We start from the raw sequence: 18,613 nt of genomic DNA on the forward strand, positions 1-18,613 counted from the left end.
CCGCCGCCGCGCTTGATCATTTCCGGAATGCCGAAATGGGCGGTCAGGTAGATCGAGCCGACATTGACCGTCATTGCCCGGTTCCAGGTTTCCCAATCGGTCGTCGTCGCGGTCCCGTAGGGATGGACCGCGGCGGAATTGACGATGATGTCGATGCCGCCGAATTTCAGGACGCCGGCCGCGACCGCGTCGCGAACCTGATCGGAAATCGACACGTCGACCGTTTGCACCAGTGCATCCGCTCCGGCCTTGGCAAGGCTTTCCTGCATGGCGGCATTGGCGGCCCTGTCGATGCCGCAGGCGACGATCGCCGCACCTCCCTGCGCCAGCCGCCTCGCGGTGGCGAGCGCGATGCCGGTCGTCCCCGTCACCAATGCCACCTTGTTTTCAAAGTCAGACATTGTGCAAATCCTTGGAAGAAGTCGGGCCTGGCATTGCCGGCGAGGTCCGTGCGTTTTGGAGGTCGTCGGGAACGAAGCGCAGCCCGAAGTCGAGATGCCGGCTCATCAAATAGCTATAGGCAATGCGGTCGCGCGCGTGAAGCGCGGCAATGATCTCGGCATGGGCGTGGCGCGTTTCTTTCAGCACCGGCCGGATCGATTTGCCGGTTGTCATGATGTGCAGGATGACCGGCGACAGAAAATGGTAGGTCTGCACCAGCATGCGGTTGCCGGCGAGCTTCATCAGCGCCAGGTGGAAGTCGAAATCGCGCTGCGCGGCTTTCTGGACATCCTTGCTGGTTTCGATCAGGCCGTTGACCTCGTCCAGGGCGTCGAGTTCAGCGGCGCTGGCATTGAGGATGATGTGGTCGTCAATGCTCACCTCGATGATGCGGCGGGACCCCTGTATGTCGTGAAACGAGGTCCTCGAAATATCCATCTGCGCGGGGAAGAAATTCTGGGTCGCGACATTCTGGCGGTCCGCCAGCACCGCGCCGACACGCGGCTTGGGATCGATAAGGCAATAGGTGCGGATGGAGCGCAGCGCTTCGCGTATCGTGTTGCGGCTCGCGCCGAACAGTTCGCCAAGTTCCCGTTCGGTGGGCAGGACGTCGCCCACCGACATGGCGCGGGTGCTAATAGGGTCGAGGATCTGCCGGACAGTCTGGTCGACAGCCGAACTGTTGCTCCCGGGATCTTCCGCCGCTTTTTGCTCCTTGCCGCATAAACGTCAAGGAGGCTTCATGTCAGGCAGGCTGGTGCCACCGGCGCGCCAAGGCAGGTGGGAATTTGCAACCAAGTGGTCGATCCCGCCTGACGCCCGAGACTACGGAAGGAACAATTTTCGCGAGCGATGATTGCATAGGTCAGTTAGCCATGGGAGGCGCTCTTGACCCGACGACTGATGGACAAAGAGCGCTTCGAGCGCGCTGATCGAGAGGCTAAGCTATTCGTCGAAGCAGAGACGAGAGCATGCAATGCAAAGACGGCACGGTTAACGGGAACTCCGCCTTTCGGCACAGCCGACGGAGGTCAGCTCCGGTTCAAAGGCGCCGGCCGCCCGCCAAAAAGCCGTAGGGGAAGCTACGGATGGTCAAGCCGGGCCTGATGAGCAGGCCGATTTTTTTGGAGGTGGAGTTTAGCCAGATCACCGAAGCGCCGGACGAGAGATTTGCGGCATGCTTCCCTCCAGGACTGTGGGGAGGAATATCATGCCAATCCGGCGAAAGGCGCCTGACGCCGGTAGATTCGACGAAACCGAATTGGCACTTCTCGGCAGGGTTTTCGACAAGCTGAAACTTGAGCAACGGTCACCGGACACCCTCGATTCGATCGCATCGCGGATTATCGCAAACTATATGGCCTGCATCAAAGACGAGGCTGAACTCGTCTCGCTTTCGCTCCGTCGCTAGGATTGTCAAGACGGCCCGGCCAGCCTTCAGGTTGACACAGGGCGACTAGCCGGGCCGTGCCGGCCATTTGAGGAAGCCGGGCGAAGAGTAATCCTACTCTCCCGTCATCTCATTTCAATTGAAAATGAATGTACGATTTTTACCGAGTTGTGATTACCTAAGACGGCTTACCCGCGCGCATCATGGCCCTGGCAATGGCAAGCTGTGTTCCGTCCTAGCATTCTCTTTCTGGGTCATGTTGTCCCCCGCGATCAGCCGCTTCAATGACCGCAGCGTTTCGCCCCGCGACCACCCCGCCTCCAGCATGCAGTCGACGATGGCTTGGAAGCCGGGCTCCATCGCATCCTGGCAGTCGATGACGCGGTTTCGATAATCGTTCTCTTCCCTTGGTCGACTTATCATCTCGCCCCCGCCAAATAGCTGTCGCCGTGTTCGCGATGATCGAAACAGAACCAGTGCAACGACCCCGATAGCAATTCAAATGGATGTTAGGACGGCCCGGCGGCCATGGCTTTGACGGGGACACAGTGCACAACCGGGCCTGGGCGAGGAAGCAGCCCGCCTTACCCCTAAATACCACCTCTCACGAACAATTGCATCTGGAAACACTTCGCGAACCGTGGGGCGCTTGGAAGATCGGTTGTGGGGAGGGAATCCTTGGCTGGCCGACTTTCAAGTCAAAAATCTAGCGCCAAACTCTCCTCGCCAAGCTGGAGTCTCAAGTTTCTGTCGCCTGTTGAGCGATCGCCAAGCGCCGAGCCAACCAGGGCATCGTCAATCCCTGGACAAAAATCGAGAAGGCGACGACGGCGAACGCCACTACAATGATTTCGCCCCGCTCGCGAATATCGGACGGGAGCGCTAGCGCCAAGGCGAGTGCGAGAGCCCCACGTAGCCCGCCCCATACCAGTAGGTGCTGATATCTCAGGTCCACTCTCAGCCGCGTCGGAGCCACTAGCCCACAAAGCGGATAGATCGCGGCAGCCCGGCCGATCAGCACGACGACAATAGCGAGCGCTGAGCTGCCAACGAATATCCCAAGAGGCTGTTGCGCTTCGTGTCCACCGATCAAGATGAATATGATCGAATTCGCTAGAAAAGCCGCATATTCCCAGAAGGCTAAAACATGCGGTCGTCCGGCGGTGGAAATTGCGCCTCTCCAGCCGACATTCCCGACAAGAAGGCCAGCTGTAAGCGTGGCGAGGACGCCCGACATGCTAAAATTCTCCGCGACCAAAAAGGAGCCGTAGGCAGCAATCGTCGTGAGCGTGATCTCGACCAGGTGGTCTTCGGTCCGGCCAGCGATGAGAAGCAAGAGGGCTGATGTCAGAGTCCCAACGACGACACCACCCGCAACGGTCCATGCGAAGGACCCGACGACGGCTAAGGGCGTCGCGCCCGCGCCCGTTGCGGCTGCCAGCAGGATAGTGAAGCCGACTGCTGCGGCTCCGTCGTTCAGTAGGCTTTCCGATTCGACAAGCAGCCCCAGACGTGGCTGGACCTTCATCTCTTTGAAGGCCGCCAGAACGGATACTGGATCCGTGGCGGCTATCAGAACTCCGAACAATCCGGCTCCGATCCAACTCCAACCCAGCGCCAGATGCATGGCGACGGTAACCACCACTGCCGCAATCGCCACCCCGGGGAACGCAAGCAACGCACTCACGGGCAGGTTAACACGAAAATGGCGCCACTCGATCTCGAGCGCCGCTTGGAAAATGAGGGGCGGCAGGAACACGGTGAAGATCAGATCTCGGCTTAGCGGGAATTCAGCGACGCCAGGAAAAAACCCGAGCGCTATACCTGCAGAAACAAGACCAACGCTATAAGGCAGACGGAGGCGCCGCGAGATTATCGCCACCATTGAAGCGGTAAGCAGGATTATACCCACCGCAAGAACTGAACGCTCACTCATGAAAGGCTGGTCTAGCACCAGCGCGATATGCTCGCGTCAGATTGGACATGCTTGTCCCCGTCGATGGTATCAAAGGTAACTATGAAGGTCCGCGAGTATCAACGGGCTTTCAAGATTGCCCGACGGATTGGCGGCCGGAAGAGCACCCGTGATTACATCGCGTCCTATCGAATGTATCCTCTATAACAGAGGATTGCTGCATGGCAACATGCGGCCGCGCGCCATCCGCGCAACAATCGAGCGCAGGGAAATCTTCCGAGCCCATTCCTTCGACGTGGCCTGCGCCCGCAACGATATGGAGCACCGTCTGCGGAGCCGAACCATCCGTGGACGAATGGTCAGGTCGAAAGGATGAACCGCACGATCAAGGAAGCCACCGTGCGACGCTACTACTATGAAAACCATGATCAGCTGCGTGCCCCCCCCGGGCAACATTCCTCGACGCCTACAATTTCGCCAAACGCCTGAAGATCCTTAGCTGCCTAACCCCCTTCGAGCATATTTGCAAAATCTGGACTGAGCAGCCGCAAAGGTTCAGGCTAAATCCAATCCATCGCATGGCGGGTCCGAACATCTAGCCAAAATCGAGCCGTTCAAGGAACAATCGTCTGGCCGGTTCAGGGTTGGCGACAAGTTACTGACGTTTGGCGACGAGCTTCGATCGATGCAGAAGTAATTACGTCTCGTTGAAAGCCGCGATGTCATGACATGCCACCTCCTATATACCAAGGCCAGTGCCAGGTGGGCCCGCGCGCCACAACTTTGCCCCAACAATCACTGTATCCCAGCGAGACCCTATTGGGGAATGTCGATATGGAGCAATAGAATGGATAAGTGTTCGTACCTCGTGGCGTTTTCGATCGCGGTACTCACCTCAAGTGGCTCTATTGCGAAGGCCGACGGGTTTGCTGAGAAGGCGCAGGCTTCATTCGAACCCGTGGTAAAGGAATACGATATTCCCGGACTCGTCGTTGGAGTTACCAGGAACGGCAAACATGAGTTTTTTGCGGTCGGGTTGGCATCGCGGGCCGACAACCGTCCGGCCACCCCTGATACGCTGTTTGAGCTTGGCTCGATAAGCAAAATTTTCAACGCCACGCTTGCGGCGTTGGCCGAAGAACGCGGAAAGCTAAGCCTCAGTGATACGGTGGCACATTCGTCTGTGTCGACGGATGTTCAATTGGCGACAAGCTTACACTCATGGATTTGGCAACACACCATTCGGGCGGACTACCATTGCAGGTGCCGGACAACGTTTCGAATGTAGATGGGTTGGTGAGCTGGCTGATGGATTGGCAGCCGCCGCAACCGGGAACTCGAAGCTACTCTAACGTTAGCATTGGGATGCTCGGCTACATATCTGGCAAAGCCATGGGCTCAAACTACAAGCAAGCCGTGGAGGGCGTGCTCTTCCCTGCGTTCGGGCTCCGCCATACGTGGATAGACGTTCCTAAGAGTGACATGAGCCAGTACGCTTTCGGCTATGACCGAAAGACCAATGCGCCAATTCGGGTGAGCCCTGGGGTTTTGGACTCGGAGGCCTATGGCGTGAAGTCGAGCGTCCGAGACATGCTAACAGTTCTTGATGTGGAGCTGGGTCACGGGAAGGCCCCCGACGAATTGCGCAAGGCGGTCGCGAGAACCCATGAAGGTCAGTACAAAACTGCTTTTTTCACCCAGGATATGGTTTGGGAGCAGTACCCATGGCCCATCGACCTGCAGACAATGAAGTCTGGCAATGGCTATGATTTCATCATGAAGCCACAGCCAGCCGAAAGAATCAGCCCATCGCTTCCTCCCCAGAAGAATGTGATCCTGAATAAGACCGGCTCGACGAACGGGTTTGGCGGTTACATCGCTATGGTGCCAAGCGAGGACATCGGCGTGGTTGTGCTCGCTAACAAGAACTACCCAAACGAAGCCCGCGTGAAGGCGACCTACTCCCTGATCGAAGCGCTACTCTCCAAAAAGTAGATGTCATTTTTGACCAACAGGACTCGACCTAAAGGTCCGCTTCGGCCGAATTGCATCTTCCCTGCGCGCCATTATGCCGAGCTTTCATTCCTGGATTGCCGTTAGGGAATCGGCGTAGTTTCAGGCCCGGATACATCCCCTTATGCCGAGTGCGGCATAAGGAAAGGTAGATGTCCCGGGTGCGAAGCCCCTTGGGTGGCAGCTCGCGCGGATCGGGTCCCGAGCCGCCATTGCGCACCTGGTCGCCGCAGGCATGCGGCACCCGGAAGCTCCTCTCGCGCTCGCCGACGCTTGCCAGTTCATGCGAGAGATCGGCAATCTGCCGTGCCACGAGGTGGACGACGTCGTCCTCGCAGGACGTTGAGTTGGCTTTGGGGCGTCCCAGAAGTGCAACTACGAAGTGTTTCGTTTCTCATTCTGTATGGGCTACGGTCGGCCCAACTGTCGGAGAGCTAATGCCTGATGCCGGACATGTTGTATGGTTTCGAAAGTAAAGTTGAGACATAACGTTTGAATTAGCTACCAGGAGAGAATCAGATGGTGAGGATCAACTTCGAGGCGCCTCCGGTGGATGGTTCCTCCCTCGACGTCCCGGCCTGCACGCGCGGCTGCTTGGCAAGCTGAAGGCTTCGCCGAAACCGTTTGCCGATGAGACGACGGCGCCCGTGCTCGATCCCGGCCGCGGCAAAACGAAGACCGGCCAGCTCTGGGCCTATGCCCAAGACGATCGGCCATGCGACGGAGCCGATCCGCCCGGCGTCGCCTATGTCTACGCGCCCGACCGCAAGGCGGAGCGTCCGATCGCCCATCTGGCAGGCTTCACGGCATCCTGCAGGTTGATGGATATGGCGGCTATCGCGTGCTCGCCGACAAGAGCGGGGTAACGCTCGCATTCTGCTGGACGCATGTGCGCCGGCGCTTCTATGAACCGGCCGCCGCAGGGTCCGCGCCGTTGGGGAGGCCTCTCGCGCTTCCTTGACGATGGCCGCACTGAGATCGACAGCAACGTGGTCGAGCGCTCCATCCGTCCGATTGCTCTCAATCGCAAAAACGCCCTCTTTGCAGGCTCGGACGGGGGCGCCAAGCACTGGGCAGTCAACGCCTCCCTGGTCGAAACCTGCAAACTAGCTGTGTCGAGCCGCTCGGCTATCTCGCCGACGTACTCACCAGGATCGTCAACGGCCACCCCAACAGCCAGATCGACGCCCTGCTGCCTTGGGCCTATATCCGGGCGGCCGAGCTAAAAAGCCCTGGCTTGAGAACATCGCTTACACAAGCCTGCGCCGCAGAGCAGTCCAAGTTGCAGCCAGTCCATCGGGCAGGAAACGCGCCCCGCGCTCGGCCGCGTGACAACTGACGCCAGGGCGGTACAGTCTTGCTTAGCTCCATTTATCCGCCTTCTTGGGAGACACCCATGATGATCTATGGGTGCCGCCCAGAGAGCGCTCGGGAGGTGCAGCGAATGTCAGTGGGCGTTGGCAGACGGCGCAGTCTTGCCCGTGGTCGCCGCCGACGGCATTGTCCTGAGCGAAGCACCTGTCTGCGTGTCGGTGGCCGACACGGTATGTTGCTCGGCACCGGACAGCGGACTACCCTGGCCGGGCACCGTATCGGCGGTCGGAGCGCTGTTGTTTTTGCCGTTATGGAAGGGTTGGCTTGAGGTCGTCAAACCGCCTGCCGATGTGGCGGTGAAGAGGTGGTCGGCTGCTGATGCGGGGCCAGCAAGCAGCGAAAACGCTGCAAAAATAATTTTAGTTCGCATAAGGGTTCTCCAATCGTTGCAAGGAGTTCAACATCCCGTCCGATGCGCGACCTTAAGGTGCTCGGGAGGTCAATAGCGGCGGGGACGGCTGTCCCTTCAATGTCTTCAGGATCGATAATCGAATGGGGGAAATTGTAGCTCGGGATCGAGACGCTTACGCGGTCTTCGGTGACGCGCTTAAGCACCGTCGCCATTATTGCCACCTCGTCGCCGACCTTGATGCTGAATGCAAGGATTCTGGTGCGGCATCCGAAAGCGGCAAGGATTAGCGGATGCTAAATTAATCTCGTTCGACCGAGAATTTGAAAACCGCCCGCCGTCCCTGATCCACCACGCGGAACCAATGAGCCTGCACGGTTCGAATTACGAACGGCCCGGCGGTGACCTTGTTAATGGCCTCCAAGGCAGTCGATCCGTGCGCAATGTGCAGGGCCAGCAACTTTTCGCCCTGCATTTCGTCGATATGGTATTTCGTGGTCATGGGCTTCACCGTAGCGCTTGAACCCCAACTTCATTGACCAGCAGAGGTTCCTCGCGGCTCAATTGCCCTGCAAGCGCGGCTCCTATCTTGGCTGGGCGCATCTGGCCTTTAGGTTCGCGGGCAATTGTCACTGTCCGTTCGCTGTCGCATATGACGCAGCGTCCACGATATCGGGCAAAATCCGAAGTGGTCCCCAACGCCTCAGTGGTTTGCGCGGCGTGCGCGTGAGAACTGAGGCGCAAGGCTTCGGCAATACACCTATCGCAAACGGCACCGGGATGCAGCAGCGTCACGAAATCGTTTATCATCTGCGCGACGATCATGGTGGCAGCACCCCTCACAGTTTGAAAACTGAACTATGCGCTCTTGGCGACGCGGCGCTTTGAAAGGCCCGCCACAAGCCCACCACTTCCTGCGTCCCATCATCAAAAATTTGGAAGACTTCGGCAGCCAGGTCTTCGCGTTGTTCCCAGTCTTTGCTAGCCGGCGTTCCTCGCACAGCCGGTCAAACACGCGCTGGAGCATGTCCAGGTCAGCGGGGCAATAGACTTCACAGCAAAGCGGTAACGACATGGCCGTCGCCTTAAAGCGAGCATTATTAGGATTATCTCATATAACCGGTTTAGATGCGAAGAGAATCCGTGTGCCATTGTCGAACGAATTTCACGTCCGGGAATTTTTAACCAAGTGGTCGATCCTCCTGGGGTGCACCCGCTCCGATGAGAAAGCCCTTCGCTTTAGCCGCGACGGGCTTTCTATTGACACGCTCGCGAGGCCAGCGAAGCGCGCCCAATGGGCGTCGTCCCTGGTCCTTGTGCTTGAAGACGAAGAGTTGATCAGGCGGGACCTGGATGTCTCGCTGGCGGAAGATGGGTAAGTCAAGCCTGCTGGAGCGCTCGACATCGTCGCGGCGGTCACGAAATTGGCTGCGGGAAGGCCAGCGAAAGGAACAATTCTAACGAGCGATAATTTCATAGGTCAGTTAGCCAAGGGAGGCTCTCGTGACCCGAAGACTGGTAGACAAAGAGCGCTTTGAGCGCGCTGATCGAGAGGCTAAACTATTAGTCGAAGCCGAAACGAAAGCACGAAATGCAAAGACGGCGCGGTTGCGGGAGCTCCGTCTTTCGGCGGAGAAGTCAGCTCCGGTTAAAAGGCGCCGGCCGCCCGCCAAAAAGCCGTCGCCTCCCTAGAAGACTTTCCGGACCGCATCATGGCCCGAGCAATGGCAAGCTGTGTTTCCGTCCTAGCGTTCTCTTTCTGGGTCATGTTGTCCGCCGCGATCAGCCGCTTCAATGACCGCAGAGTTTCGCCGCGCGACCATCCGGCCTCCAGCATGCAATCAACGATGGCTTGGAAGCCGGGCTCCATTGCCTCCTGGCAGTCGATGACTCGGTCATCGTCCGCTTCTCTTGGTCGACTAATCATCTCGCCCCCGCCAAATATCTGTCGCCGTGTTCGCGATGCCCGTGGCAGAACCACGCTACATCGTCTTCGGCTGGGCGCGATGGTTGTCTGGGGTTTGCAAATCCGAACGGTGCGGGCTTCCCGCACTCGTCAAACTCGCAGACGTGATTTCGATCCGTCCAGCTCGCCGATGCACTGCCGTATGTCACGCGATCCGATCTAAAGCCATCGCTTAACTCGACTGCATCTGTCGCCAATCGCTTTAGCCTCTTACGCGATTGTCATTGCAAGCCTTCTGCTACGTCCTGTCTATCCCAAAAGCATACTTGTGGGGCTCTTTGTAGGGTGCGTTTTGATCGCGACATACGGGACTTGGATATGCTTCGAGGGCTGGCAGCGATCGACTTCCATCCGCCAAAAGGGCGCCATTGTAGCGCTGCTTTCAATGTTCCTCGGGCTAAGCGCATGGGGCGGATACATGTCGTTGAGGGACATTCTCAGGTGAACCTGGAAGTTTTCGGCCGGGGGCTCAAGGCCCCTTTCCCTCGCCGTGAACGGTAGCGTCTGCGGCGAGCCTGATCGGTTCGTCACTCATAGCGGATTGATCGGTCCGACTGGGGCGGGGTGGTCGTTCGGTTGCTTGTTGATGACGGTCGAATTGACGTCGCGCCCGACACGGTTGAATTGCAACTGATTGCCGATATCGTGGCTGAGAATGTCTTTCAGGTATTCCTTCGGCGTCGACGGGTCGAGCCATGCGTCGTAATAGGCCTGGTCGAGAATGACCGGCTGCCGGTCGTGCAGATTCTTCATCGGCTCGCCGGCCGGCTGGGTGATGATTGTGCAGCTGGTGACATCGAGATTGGTGTTGTACGCCCAGAGCCCGGCGAACGAAAAAGGCGCGTGGCCCGGCAGGTAGATGTGCCAAGGATCCTTCTTGCCGTCGGCCGGCGAGATCGTCCATTCGTAGAAGCCATCGGCCGGGATCAGGCAGCGTTTCGACTTGAAGGCGTCCCGGAAGGCCGGTGCGGTATCGATGCCTTCAATCCTGGCGTTGAACATGGCCGCCCTGGGCATCTCCTTTGCCCAGAACGGGACGAGCCACCAGCGCCCCTCGCGCAATCGGTGACTGCCGTTATCACCGGCGGTGACGAAAGGAACGTCCTCTGTCGGCGCGATGTTGTAGCGCGGCTGATCATTGCGGCCGATTTCCGCCGGCGCCGTCAGGCGGTAGAGCCGGTGGATTTCCGACCATGTTAGATATCGGGTGTAACGTCCGCACATGCTTTCATCTCAGTTGAGGGGCGCCGCGCCTTGCTTATCACGATACGCCCTCTTGCGCGTTGGAAGTTGAGAATGGCGGCTTCTACGCTGCGTGGTTATTAGGTTGTTGTGTTGCGCAGATATTAGGGTTTTGTGTTGGATAGAGTCGTAATCCAAGGCTTACGTAGCCCTTTTTTGAAGTCTTGCCTTTTCAGCGCTGCCGAAACCGCTCCTGCTCTGGTAGTTGGGAAACCTGCCAATCCATACGCTCTGATGATAGAGCCAAATCGCTCTACGAAATCACGATACATAGGGAGCTCTGGATCAGCATTGATTAGGGCGATTGTGACGTGCCCGAACGTGGCATGCAGCCTACGAATGCCGTCTAGGAGCTCGTCATCGGAGTATTTACGACGAGCAGGGAACGTATCGGCAATTGTCGATGATCGCTGAAGACAGCTTTTTCTTTCCCTTAAGAGCCGTCTAAGTCCCGCAATCATGTCACGCTTCGCAAGAGCGTAGGTGCGTGTGTCGCCCCGGCATTGCTTCGCTGAACTGGATGCGGCCACCGGTCGGGATCAGCGCCTGGAGGATGTCACGGCGGTCTTCCACCGGCATGTCGCGCAAATCGTGCCCGTTGAGGTGTAGAAGATCGAACGCCGCCAGATACAGGTCGCTGGATGGCTTGCGGCTGGTGACGGCTGATTGCAGTGCGTGGAAGTCGGACAGGCCCGCCTCATTGATGGTGATCGTCTCGCCGTCGATGATGAAGTCTTTCGCTTCGATCGCCTCTGCCTCGCCAGCAAGCTGGATATAGCGGCCCGTCCAGTCGTAGCCATTCTTCGTGATCAGCCGGATCCCATCATCATCCTTGATGATCTGGGTCCTGTACCCGTCGTATTGATCTCGTGGATCCAGTCCGCGCTTTGCGGCGGGGTATCGACCAGTTCAGGCTCCATCGGCTTGATGAATTTCAGACGCATACCCAGGACTCGCAAACACGCGATTCAATTAGCTTGCGCTAAAATAGTTCCAGAACATTTTAGGTAAGTTGAATGTTTCACTCGCCGCAACATGAGGCACCGTATGTCGCGAGCGCCGAAAGTTGGAGACGAGATCACGTTGACAGCCACCATCCTGAAAGTGATGGAGAGCGGCGTGTCGAGCGTAAGCCTTCCGAGTTACAACTTCCCACTTGCGGTCGACTCGCCGGCAAAGGCCACGGCAGGTCAGAAAATAGAAGTCAGGGGATTTGTCACCCGGGTCGACAAGGAGGATGGTAAAGTTACCGTCCGCATCGATGGCGGCGGCCTCGTCACGGGGGATGCCGATTCAATCACGAACGTGTCGGCGACATCGCGGGTCAGCGTGCGCCAATAGCTATGGAGATGCTCGAACGCCCGCCCTAGGACTTCGGTTGAAATCCAAATGAAGGAAGTCGGTTCTGCGCGCGCTCGGGACGTCTCTTAAGGTTCCCTTCTGCGAACAGCCCGTCTCGCACCCAACCACCCGAGACGGGCTTGGAAGCTTCGGGGACAGGGTCACAACCCTTGACTTCCGGCGCCATAACTCAGGAAAGCAGAAAATGTTCCCTGCTGAGCCCAGGAACTTTCACCCAGGCGGATCGTTCGAACCGGCATGCACGAACCTTCCCGATCTTGGACCGCCTATTCCCGGCAAGCGACATGGCGCCGAGCCGGCACGGGTGGAGGACAATTTCTACGCCTGCTCCTACTGTGGGCAGTTGGTCGACCAGCGACTTGCGCCAGGTGTTCTGGCACGAGGAGCCGGGGCACCAGGCGCTGCGCCGGGTCCGCGAATAGACGAAGGCCGTCTTCACCCCGTTGGCGTAGTTGATCTCCTTGGTCTGGCCGTCAGCCTCATAGAGCGTCGAGGTGATGAAGGCGGGGGCGGAGATCTTGGTGCAGCCCGCGCGTATCAACGCGTCGCGGTGCAGATCGAGGTTCTGGTCATCCGTCGAAACGCGCGCGTGATGGTGCTGGCGGGCCTTCGCCCCTCGGACGCGCAAGGGGCTGCCGCGCCGAACCCGGCCAACTTTGTCCGCACCCTGCTTGATGCGCCCGCAGCCGGGATGGACTTTGGCCGGGCAAAGCTGGCGATCGACAAGTTCGTCGATCCCTCGACCGATGGTTGCCGCCTTGCCGAGATCGACAGCATGCTCGTTACGGTCAAAAAATGATCGCGACACTTCGGCCCGAAGCTGCCTCGACCAGCATGGAGAAGATGAAGGCTCTGCGCACCTTCCTCTACGAGGGCGGCTGGTGGAACAATAGCCGGCCGTTCGAATACGACCTGTCCGATTCCTATGGCCAAAAGCCCGGCTCTCAGTCGCTGGTCAACTACCTCGCGACCCGGAAAGGCAATTGTGTCTCGATGCCGGCGCTGTTCGTCACTCTCGGGTAGCGGCTCGGCCTCAATGTCACGCTGTCGACGGCGCCGCTGCATGTGTTCGTCAAGTTCACCGACGATGCCACGGCAAGACCTGGAACCTCGAGACGACCAGCGGCGCGGGATTCACGCGTGACGCGTGGTGTCGGCAAAAGCTCGAGATGACCGACGAGGCGATAGCCAATGGCGTCTATCTCAAGACGCTGTCCTGGCTGCATCCGGAACTCAAGAAACTCGGCCTTCCGGCCGTCTGCCTGGAGACGCGGCACGTGCGCGCCGCAATGTCGGCGCAGCGCAACAAAACCGACAAGGCCGATGCGCTCGGAATCGCCCACATCATGCGCACCGGCTGGTTCCGGCAGGCCCATATCAAGTCGGAAAGCTGCTACCGCACGAAGCTTCTGCAGACGCACCGGCGCAATCTGAAAGCCAAGTTCCGCGACCTGGAGAACGCCATCCGCCATCCACTGAAGGCATTCGGCATCCGACTGGGCAGGTCGGGCGAGGGGGCTTTCGAGCAGGCGGTGCGCACCGCGGTGGCGGACGATCCGCTGTCGTCCGAGCTGATGGACGCCATGCTGGCGGCGCGCGCAGCGACGTGGAGACAGTATTGCCGGCTGCACGATCTGGTCGTGAAAATGGTGGCACGCAGCGAACTGTGCCGACGCTTCATGGCAATCCCCGGTGTCGGCCCCATCACAGCACTTTCGTTCATGACGGCGATCGACGATCCGTCGCGCTTCCGTCGCTCACGCGACGTCGCGGCCTACTTCGGACTGACCTCGCGGCGCTGGCAGTCGGGCACCTCGATCGACGTTCAGGGCCGAATATCGGAGGCTGGCGATGCTGATGTGCGACGCTCGCTTTACGAGGCGGCATCGGGGCTGATGACGCGCTTCGAGGGCTCGGACAAGGTCAAGAGCTGGGGCCGGGCGATCGCCAAACGATCATGCCACCGCAAGGCCTGTGTCGCCGTGGCGCGCAAGCTGACCGACGGAGCGTTCTATGTCGGCGATTCCGCGGCGACCCGGAGAGATGTCGCCCGGCGCGCTCATCGCAAGGATCGCAGGCCGCTGGGGCGCATCGATGAGCGGTGCAACGGAAATTGAAACGCATGACGCCGACACGCTGACGGGCGCCACCTGACACAAGAGATCCGCTCCAGCGGATGAGGACCGATGCAGACCAGGAACGACGGAACGCACGCTATCTTTCCTGCGGCCGCGCCGATCGCGAGACGGCCGGACCGCGCCGGATTGCCTGTGACGCTGCCCCCCAGTCCGATGGAAAAGTACGCCACGACGGTTCCAGTGCTGCTTTCATGCAACTGGCAGACCCCGTCGCAGATCGCGGAAGACTGCACGGCGCATCGGGGGTCGACGCCAGAATACGGATCGTGACATAGAGCATAGAATAGTGTATTATCGTAGCATAGAGGAGGAACGACGATAGATAGCAAGTCTCGCAAAGTACGACCGATTTAGATGGCAAGATAAAAGACCGCACATACGGCGGTCGGTCGGTTGTATTCTCTGGGTTTTTCGCCCCTTGCTGCACATTGCGCGCTTTTGCTACAATGTGCGATTTGATATTAAGATATTGATTTCATGTTGGAATCTACAAGGTGCGCAGTGCATCCGCTGGCAAACACTGGGCTCGCAGCGTGCTCTTCAACGTCTGGCCTTGGCCAAAAGCGACCTGTCAGCTTGTTGCCGGACAGTTGAAATTCCGACACGTTTCCTCGACACGCCAACGACAGAATATGCGGCTCGGAGTTGGTGTTGGGCGATGTTTAGCAAACGGTCGTTTGGCGGACATCGCGGTGTGCATATTGGCCATCACGGCGACGTCGCCCTCGTGCTTCGAGTGCAGGCTTTGTGCCTCATGGGGTTGGGACCGGCTTTGCCAACTCCTGCAAGCAGGCATTGCTGGCGGTGAACGCTAGGGTGAATGGATGGGCCAGGGCCACGCATCGCACGAGACCAGCTTCTAAGTCTCTGCTGAAAAGCAATGTGCGGAGTCGTGACACCAACGTGTCAATTGAGTGCTGCCCATCCAGTCACAAGTAGGAGAAGAAGGGTGACGAGTGCGCCAGAGACGTACAGGATCGTCCTGATGCTGCCTCCCTTAGCGGCATTTCCGCCACGCAAGTAGACTCCCAGATGGAGCAGGCGTATCCCCAGGTGGGCGCCCACAAGCGCCGCCAAAATGGTCGGTTTGACGCCAACCATCATCGCTAGCACCGCGGGCACGACAAAGGGCGCCAGTGCCTCGACCGAATTCATGTGGACGCGATCGATCCTATAGAGCAGATTTTCGTCGTCTGCCGGGATCACCGGCCCGGAAAGTGCCCCCGCAAATCCCTTTGACGAACCAGAATAGATTGCCAACACCACCGACAGCAAACAGAGGGTGAGCACGCCGAGGATGCTTAACCAATAGACTTCCATTTTGTCTCCACTCCCAAGAATCGCGGTGGGTCCAACCGAGCTTCCGGGTCACGCCCCTTAACCGGCTGCGTTGTCAGGCCGCTCGACGGTGAAAAGGTCTTGGAACCGCTGCAGGTACAGCGGCCAGCCCTGATCGCTATCAACTCCACCGCGCACACCTTCCCAGCCTTCGCCGTGGCGTTCGAAATTCCGATGTTCGATCTCAACCAGGGTTCTTTTTTCTGTCTCGGCCGTGAACCGGACTTCCCATTCGCTGGTCTTGTTCAGGTTGGTCTCGATCTGCCATCGAGGGCTGATGTCCCAGCTCAGAACCAGCCGGTGAGGTGGATCGTAGGCCAGTACGCGGGCCCAGCGGCACTCGCTGCCGTCCACGCCGCGATCGTAGACGTGACCGCCGACCCGACGCTCGAAGATCGTCTCGGCGATAGGTACCGCGAGCAGATTGTGCTCGCGCGGTTTGAAGCTGCCGAAATCCTCGGTGAACACTTTGAAGGCGCGCGCGATTGTCGCTTCGACGACCACGGAATGCCTAACGGGAGCGGGCCCTGGTTGCTTGATCATGTCTCGTCCTTAGTCGGTTCCTCGACGGCCAGCTTGTAGCCCGCGAGCGTCTTCACCCAGAACTGGTCGATCTCTGCCCGAAAGGCCGCGAGGCCATCCGGATCAATCCGGTAGATGCGTTCCTTGCCGGAGCGCGTGTCGGCGACCAGCCCGGCATCCTTGAGGACCCTCAGGTGTTGCGAGACCGCCGGCCTTGTCACGGGCAGCGCATTGGCCAGCCCGCTGACCGAACTGGGCTGGTCGACCAGCAGTTCGAAGATCGTGCGCCGTGTGGGGTCACCGAGCGCTGCCCAATATTTCGCGTTAGTAGCCACTAACGCGAACTTAGATCGACGGGGTCCCTTTTGTCAACCTGAGCAGTCGACGCTATGGAACCTTCCCTGACGCCGGGTGCCAGCATCACGCCCAAAAAGCGGTGAAACGCGCTCTCGAACTCGATGCCGACGCCACTCTCGAAAAATGGACCGATCCGATGCTCGCGCCCTATGGTGATGCCACTTACCTTGCGCGTTTTTCGCAAAAATCTGCGCAGGGTGGCCTGCCAGGGCTCACCTTTAAGGCCAAATCAGTAACCGAGCGCCGACACCGTGCACTGGAACAGGGCCAGCGAAGCTGTCGCGCCGTCAGCTTCGCCCTTCACAAAATCCCCGTCGATCCGCGTGTTCCATGCGCCATGAGATACCACAACTGTCTGCGCCGACGTCAGCCGTGCCTGTTGAGGGCAGGGGGGTCTGCAACTCGAATTAAACGAGAGCCGCCCGGGTACGACTTTCGAGCGCGGGCAGCCCGGCAGCTCGGCCATCCCGTTGGCAATGCATTCAACCTTTCTCGGATGGATCTCAAATCCCGCCACCTAGCAACGGCCGTCAAATACGGCTGCTCAGTGCGCAAAGCCGCCGCTCGTTCGCTACGGCGCCTGTTTTGAGGCGCGCTCGCGAGCGGCTATGCGCGGCCCCTAATCTTAATGACCGCTCTGCGATTTACGAATGAGAGCTTCGAGCCCCATTCCGAGCGCATCGGCGATGCGTCCGAGAACCGTGACACTGGCCGAAACGTCAAAATCGGCCGTCGGACACGATAGTGGGTTTGAAGTGGTAGCGGGAGAGCGCTACACAGCGAGACCCACTATCGAGGAAGCACTCTTCTCCTATCGGCGACGCTCAGCGAGGCGTGGCGCGCATGCGCCATTTTGCGAAACGTCGGCATTCCCCGCTGCTGTCTAGACTAGCCCGACTGTTTAACGAGGTTTACTCATCGGGGTCGGCTATGGAGCCTAACGAGCCTCAAATCGGGGCGCGGCATGATTCCGGTTATCTCGGCAATATCGAACAGGGAGGCCGATGCTCTCGGGCAGGTGCTGCGCGCAGCGATCCTTCTGGGAGATATGGCCGGCCCCTATTGGCTGTGATGCCATATAAATACTTGGCATGGTTGGAGAATTCTGGCTCCAGGACGGCGAACTGAGTCGTACTCATACATGTGCAATACATAAAAGTGTAAATTAGAGAAATTGCATGTATTGACCAAATTTTCTTTGATCTATTTCTTTCTCGAGCTCTTAACAGGCTTTCACGGATATGCTACCGGTTCAACTGCAGGGGCAATGTGGCGATCCTTGCTCCGGGGAGCTCGTGAAGGTGGCGCGGGATTTTCATCGTGTAGGGCGGCGTGTTTGGTGCTGCTTGACTTGAAGGCAGGGGCTTGATGGTATGGCTGTTGGTACAAATGAGTACCCTGCAAGCATTCGCGATGGTGGAAGATGCGTTTGGCTTATATCAATGTTTAACGTTTTATTTGTCACTGAAATAGTTTAAGTTATTTTGTATCGTGGTTTATTCCACATGCTTGGCAAACTGTGCCTTGAAAAATAGTTTATTTGCTGGCGAAATCCGCATTCATTTTTCTTGTTGGGCGGTGATGCGTCGCAGTTGTTTAGCTGTGCCGAGTTTTCTTTAATGTCTGTATTGACAAAAGCATTTTTGGCAAGTGTATTCAAAAATATGCGCGGCGGAGGAGATGTGTGATGGCTTTTTGTCAGTCACATGAGCTCGGTTTTGTATCATTTTCTAAATTATTCTTTTCTAAATCAATAATTGCTATCTCTAGGCTGACGGGGAGCTATTTCGTCGCTGGGCTCGGCCGGGGCTCGAGGGTCCGCGCCAGACTCCTAGCGGCGTTGTTCGTGGCCATCGCTCTTGGTTTTGCGACCGCTCCGGCCGCTCAGGCGACCCCGCATGGCGGATGGAATGGGACGTACCCCACTGCCAGGGACGCCTGCTATTCGATCTGGGCTTACTGGCATCTGCCGCTTCCCCATCCGGGCTACAGCCATTTCACAGGGGCGTTCCCCACGGAAGATCCCAATGTGCAGCGTTGCCATTGGACACACTATCAGGACGGCACCTGCCCCTATGGTCCATTTGGCTGCACGACCATTCTGCCCGGGACTGTTTCCTTCGCTTGTGACAGTGGCTACGAGCGTACGATCGATGATCGGTGTGTCCAAAATGTTCCGCCGGAAGTCCCTCCTGTGTGCTCAAAC

General features: G+C 58.4%; 19 protein-coding genes, 5 pseudogenes and 1 other annotated feature. Of the genes and pseudogenes, 9 read left to right on the forward strand and 15 right to left on the reverse strand.

Translation table 11 applies throughout. The features are described 5' to 3' along the window. The 3 genes and pseudogenes from CK226_RS33475 to CK226_RS36105 form a co-directional block, all read right to left on the reverse strand. On the reverse strand, positions 1–401 hold a 401-nt coding region (locus tag CK226_RS33475), incomplete at its 3' end, for an SDR family NAD(P)-dependent oxidoreductase (RefSeq protein WP_143750392.1). Next, positions 394–879: an FCD domain-containing protein gene (locus CK226_RS33480; RefSeq protein ID WP_280951045.1), complete on the reverse strand. Its 486-nt coding sequence runs from the start codon at positions 877–879 to the stop codon at positions 394–396. The genes CK226_RS33480 and CK226_RS33475, both read right to left, overlap by 8 nt. 63 nt (positions 880–942) lie before the next feature. Then, positions 943–1,098: pseudogene (locus CK226_RS36105) on the reverse strand (GntR family transcriptional regulator); the annotation flags it as partial. A gap of 553 nt (positions 1,099–1,651) precedes the next feature. On the opposite strand from CK226_RS36105, the gene CK226_RS33485 reads away from it, so the two are divergent. Continuing rightward, on the forward strand, positions 1,652–1,852 hold the full coding sequence (locus CK226_RS33485) for a hypothetical protein (protein WP_095794076.1): 201 nt from the start codon (positions 1,652–1,654) through the stop codon (positions 1,850–1,852). Positions 1,853–2,009: 157 nt separating this feature from the next. Here the strand turns inward: CK226_RS33485 and CK226_RS36195 are convergent. Both CK226_RS36195 and CK226_RS33495 read right to left on the reverse strand, forming a co-directional pair. Then, positions 2,010–2,254 (reverse strand): annotated as a pseudogene (locus CK226_RS36195) (hypothetical protein). Positions 2,255–2,570: 316 nt separating this feature from the next. Next, positions 2,571–3,767, reverse strand: coding sequence for a cation:proton antiporter (locus tag CK226_RS33495; RefSeq protein ID WP_095789646.1), 1,197 nt, complete (start codon positions 3,765–3,767; stop codon positions 2,571–2,573). Between the two features lie 113 nt (positions 3,768–3,880). Further along, positions 3,881–3,935 (reverse strand) — a sequence feature (sul1 is cis-regulatory element that is thought to sense ions involved in sulfur or methionine metabolism; They are found in Alphaproteobacteria). 130 nt (positions 3,936–4,065) lie between these two features. Here CK226_RS33495 and CK226_RS35885 point away from each other — a divergent pair. The 4 genes and pseudogenes from CK226_RS35885 to CK226_RS33510 form a co-directional block, all read left to right on the forward strand. Beyond that, a pseudogene (locus CK226_RS35885) lies at positions 4,066–4,345 on the forward strand (integrase core domain-containing protein); the annotation flags it as partial. A 248-nt stretch (positions 4,346–4,593) separates the two neighbouring features. Then, positions 4,594–5,034: a serine hydrolase gene (locus tag CK226_RS36110; protein WP_280951491.1), complete on the forward strand. Its 441-nt coding sequence runs from the start codon at positions 4,594–4,596 to the stop codon at positions 5,032–5,034. Then, complete coding sequence (locus CK226_RS36115) at positions 5,010–5,741, forward strand: serine hydrolase (RefSeq protein ID WP_280951493.1); 732 nt, start codon at positions 5,010–5,012, stop codon at positions 5,739–5,741. The genes CK226_RS36110 and CK226_RS36115 overlap by 25 nt, the downstream gene beginning before the upstream one ends. 596 nt (positions 5,742–6,337) lie before the next feature. Beyond that, a pseudogene (locus tag CK226_RS33510) lies at positions 6,338–7,098 on the forward strand (transposase); the annotation flags it as partial. Positions 7,099–7,206: 108 nt separating this feature from the next. Here the strand turns inward: CK226_RS33510 and CK226_RS35255 are convergent. The 6 genes from CK226_RS35255 to CK226_RS35890 form a co-directional block, all read right to left on the reverse strand. Beyond that, complete coding sequence (locus CK226_RS35255) at positions 7,207–7,503, reverse strand: hypothetical protein (RefSeq protein ID WP_179296052.1); 297 nt, start codon at positions 7,501–7,503, stop codon at positions 7,207–7,209. A 280-nt stretch (positions 7,504–7,783) separates the two neighbouring features. Then, complete coding sequence (locus CK226_RS33520; protein WP_095789644.1) at positions 7,784–7,984, reverse strand: hypothetical protein; 201 nt, start codon at positions 7,982–7,984, stop codon at positions 7,784–7,786. A gap of 5 nt (positions 7,985–7,989) precedes the next feature. Next, the gene (locus CK226_RS33525) at positions 7,990–8,307 is read right to left on the reverse strand and encodes a hypothetical protein (protein WP_095794077.1); all 318 of its coding nucleotides are present in this window, start codon (positions 8,305–8,307) and stop codon (positions 7,990–7,992) included. Between the two features lie 823 nt (positions 8,308–9,130). After that, positions 9,131–9,409: a hypothetical protein gene (locus CK226_RS33540; protein WP_095794079.1), complete on the reverse strand. Its 279-nt coding sequence runs from the start codon at positions 9,407–9,409 to the stop codon at positions 9,131–9,133. A gap of 570 nt (positions 9,410–9,979) precedes the next feature. Further along, complete coding sequence (locus CK226_RS33545) at positions 9,980–10,672, reverse strand: SOS response-associated peptidase (protein ID WP_095794080.1); 693 nt, start codon at positions 10,670–10,672, stop codon at positions 9,980–9,982. Positions 10,673–11,152: 480 nt separating this feature from the next. Then, positions 11,153–11,569 (reverse strand): hypothetical protein, encoded by a 417-nt coding sequence (locus CK226_RS35890; protein WP_348629108.1) that lies wholly within the window; start codon positions 11,567–11,569, stop codon positions 11,153–11,155. 204 nt (positions 11,570–11,773) lie between these two features. On the opposite strand from CK226_RS35890, the gene CK226_RS33555 reads away from it, so the two are divergent. After that, positions 11,774–12,031, forward strand: a complete 258-nt coding sequence (locus CK226_RS33555) for a hypothetical protein (RefSeq protein ID WP_245437928.1) — start codon at positions 11,774–11,776, stop codon at positions 12,029–12,031. 190 nt (positions 12,032–12,221) lie between these two features. On the opposite strand, the gene CK226_RS35260 is transcribed toward CK226_RS33555, so the two are convergent. Continuing rightward, positions 12,222–12,593 (reverse strand): hypothetical protein, encoded by a 372-nt coding sequence (locus tag CK226_RS35260; protein WP_179301182.1) that lies wholly within the window; start codon positions 12,591–12,593, stop codon positions 12,222–12,224. Between the two features lie 9 nt (positions 12,594–12,602). Here CK226_RS35260 and CK226_RS35265 point away from each other — a divergent pair, with 9 nt between their 5' ends. The 3 genes and pseudogenes from CK226_RS35265 to CK226_RS33565 all read left to right on the forward strand — a co-directional run. After that, positions 12,603–12,851 (forward strand): hypothetical protein, encoded by a 249-nt coding sequence (locus CK226_RS35265; protein WP_179301183.1) that lies wholly within the window; start codon positions 12,603–12,605, stop codon positions 12,849–12,851. Beyond that, a complete protein-coding gene (locus CK226_RS35270) occupies positions 12,848–13,075 on the forward strand; it encodes a hypothetical protein (RefSeq protein WP_179301184.1) in 228 nt (75 codons plus the stop codon). The genes CK226_RS35265 and CK226_RS35270 overlap by 4 nt, the downstream gene beginning before the upstream one ends. 185 nt (positions 13,076–13,260) lie before the next feature. Further along, positions 13,261–14,169: pseudogene (locus CK226_RS33565) on the forward strand (IS110 family transposase); the annotation flags it as partial. A 927-nt stretch (positions 14,170–15,096) separates the two neighbouring features. Here the strand turns inward: CK226_RS33565 and CK226_RS33570 are convergent. From CK226_RS33570 to CK226_RS33580, 3 genes are read right to left on the reverse strand one after another with little or no spacing between them, the layout of a single operon-like run. Continuing rightward, positions 15,097–15,510, reverse strand: a complete 414-nt coding sequence (locus CK226_RS33570) for an MAPEG family protein (RefSeq protein WP_095789638.1) — start codon at positions 15,508–15,510, stop codon at positions 15,097–15,099. A 57-nt stretch (positions 15,511–15,567) separates the two neighbouring features. Next, positions 15,568–16,071: an SRPBCC family protein gene (locus tag CK226_RS33575; RefSeq protein WP_095789637.1), complete on the reverse strand. Its 504-nt coding sequence runs from the start codon at positions 16,069–16,071 to the stop codon at positions 15,568–15,570. Beyond that, positions 16,068–16,385 (reverse strand): metalloregulator ArsR/SmtB family transcription factor, encoded by a 318-nt coding sequence (locus CK226_RS33580; protein WP_095789636.1) that lies wholly within the window; start codon positions 16,383–16,385, stop codon positions 16,068–16,070. Before CK226_RS33580 ends, CK226_RS33575 begins: the two co-directional genes overlap by 4 nt. Positions 16,386–18,613 lie beyond the last annotated feature (2,228 nt).

Source organism: Mesorhizobium sp. WSM4311, from assembly GCF_002295115.1.
Taxonomy (GTDB): domain Bacteria; phylum Pseudomonadota; class Alphaproteobacteria; order Rhizobiales; family Rhizobiaceae; genus Mesorhizobium.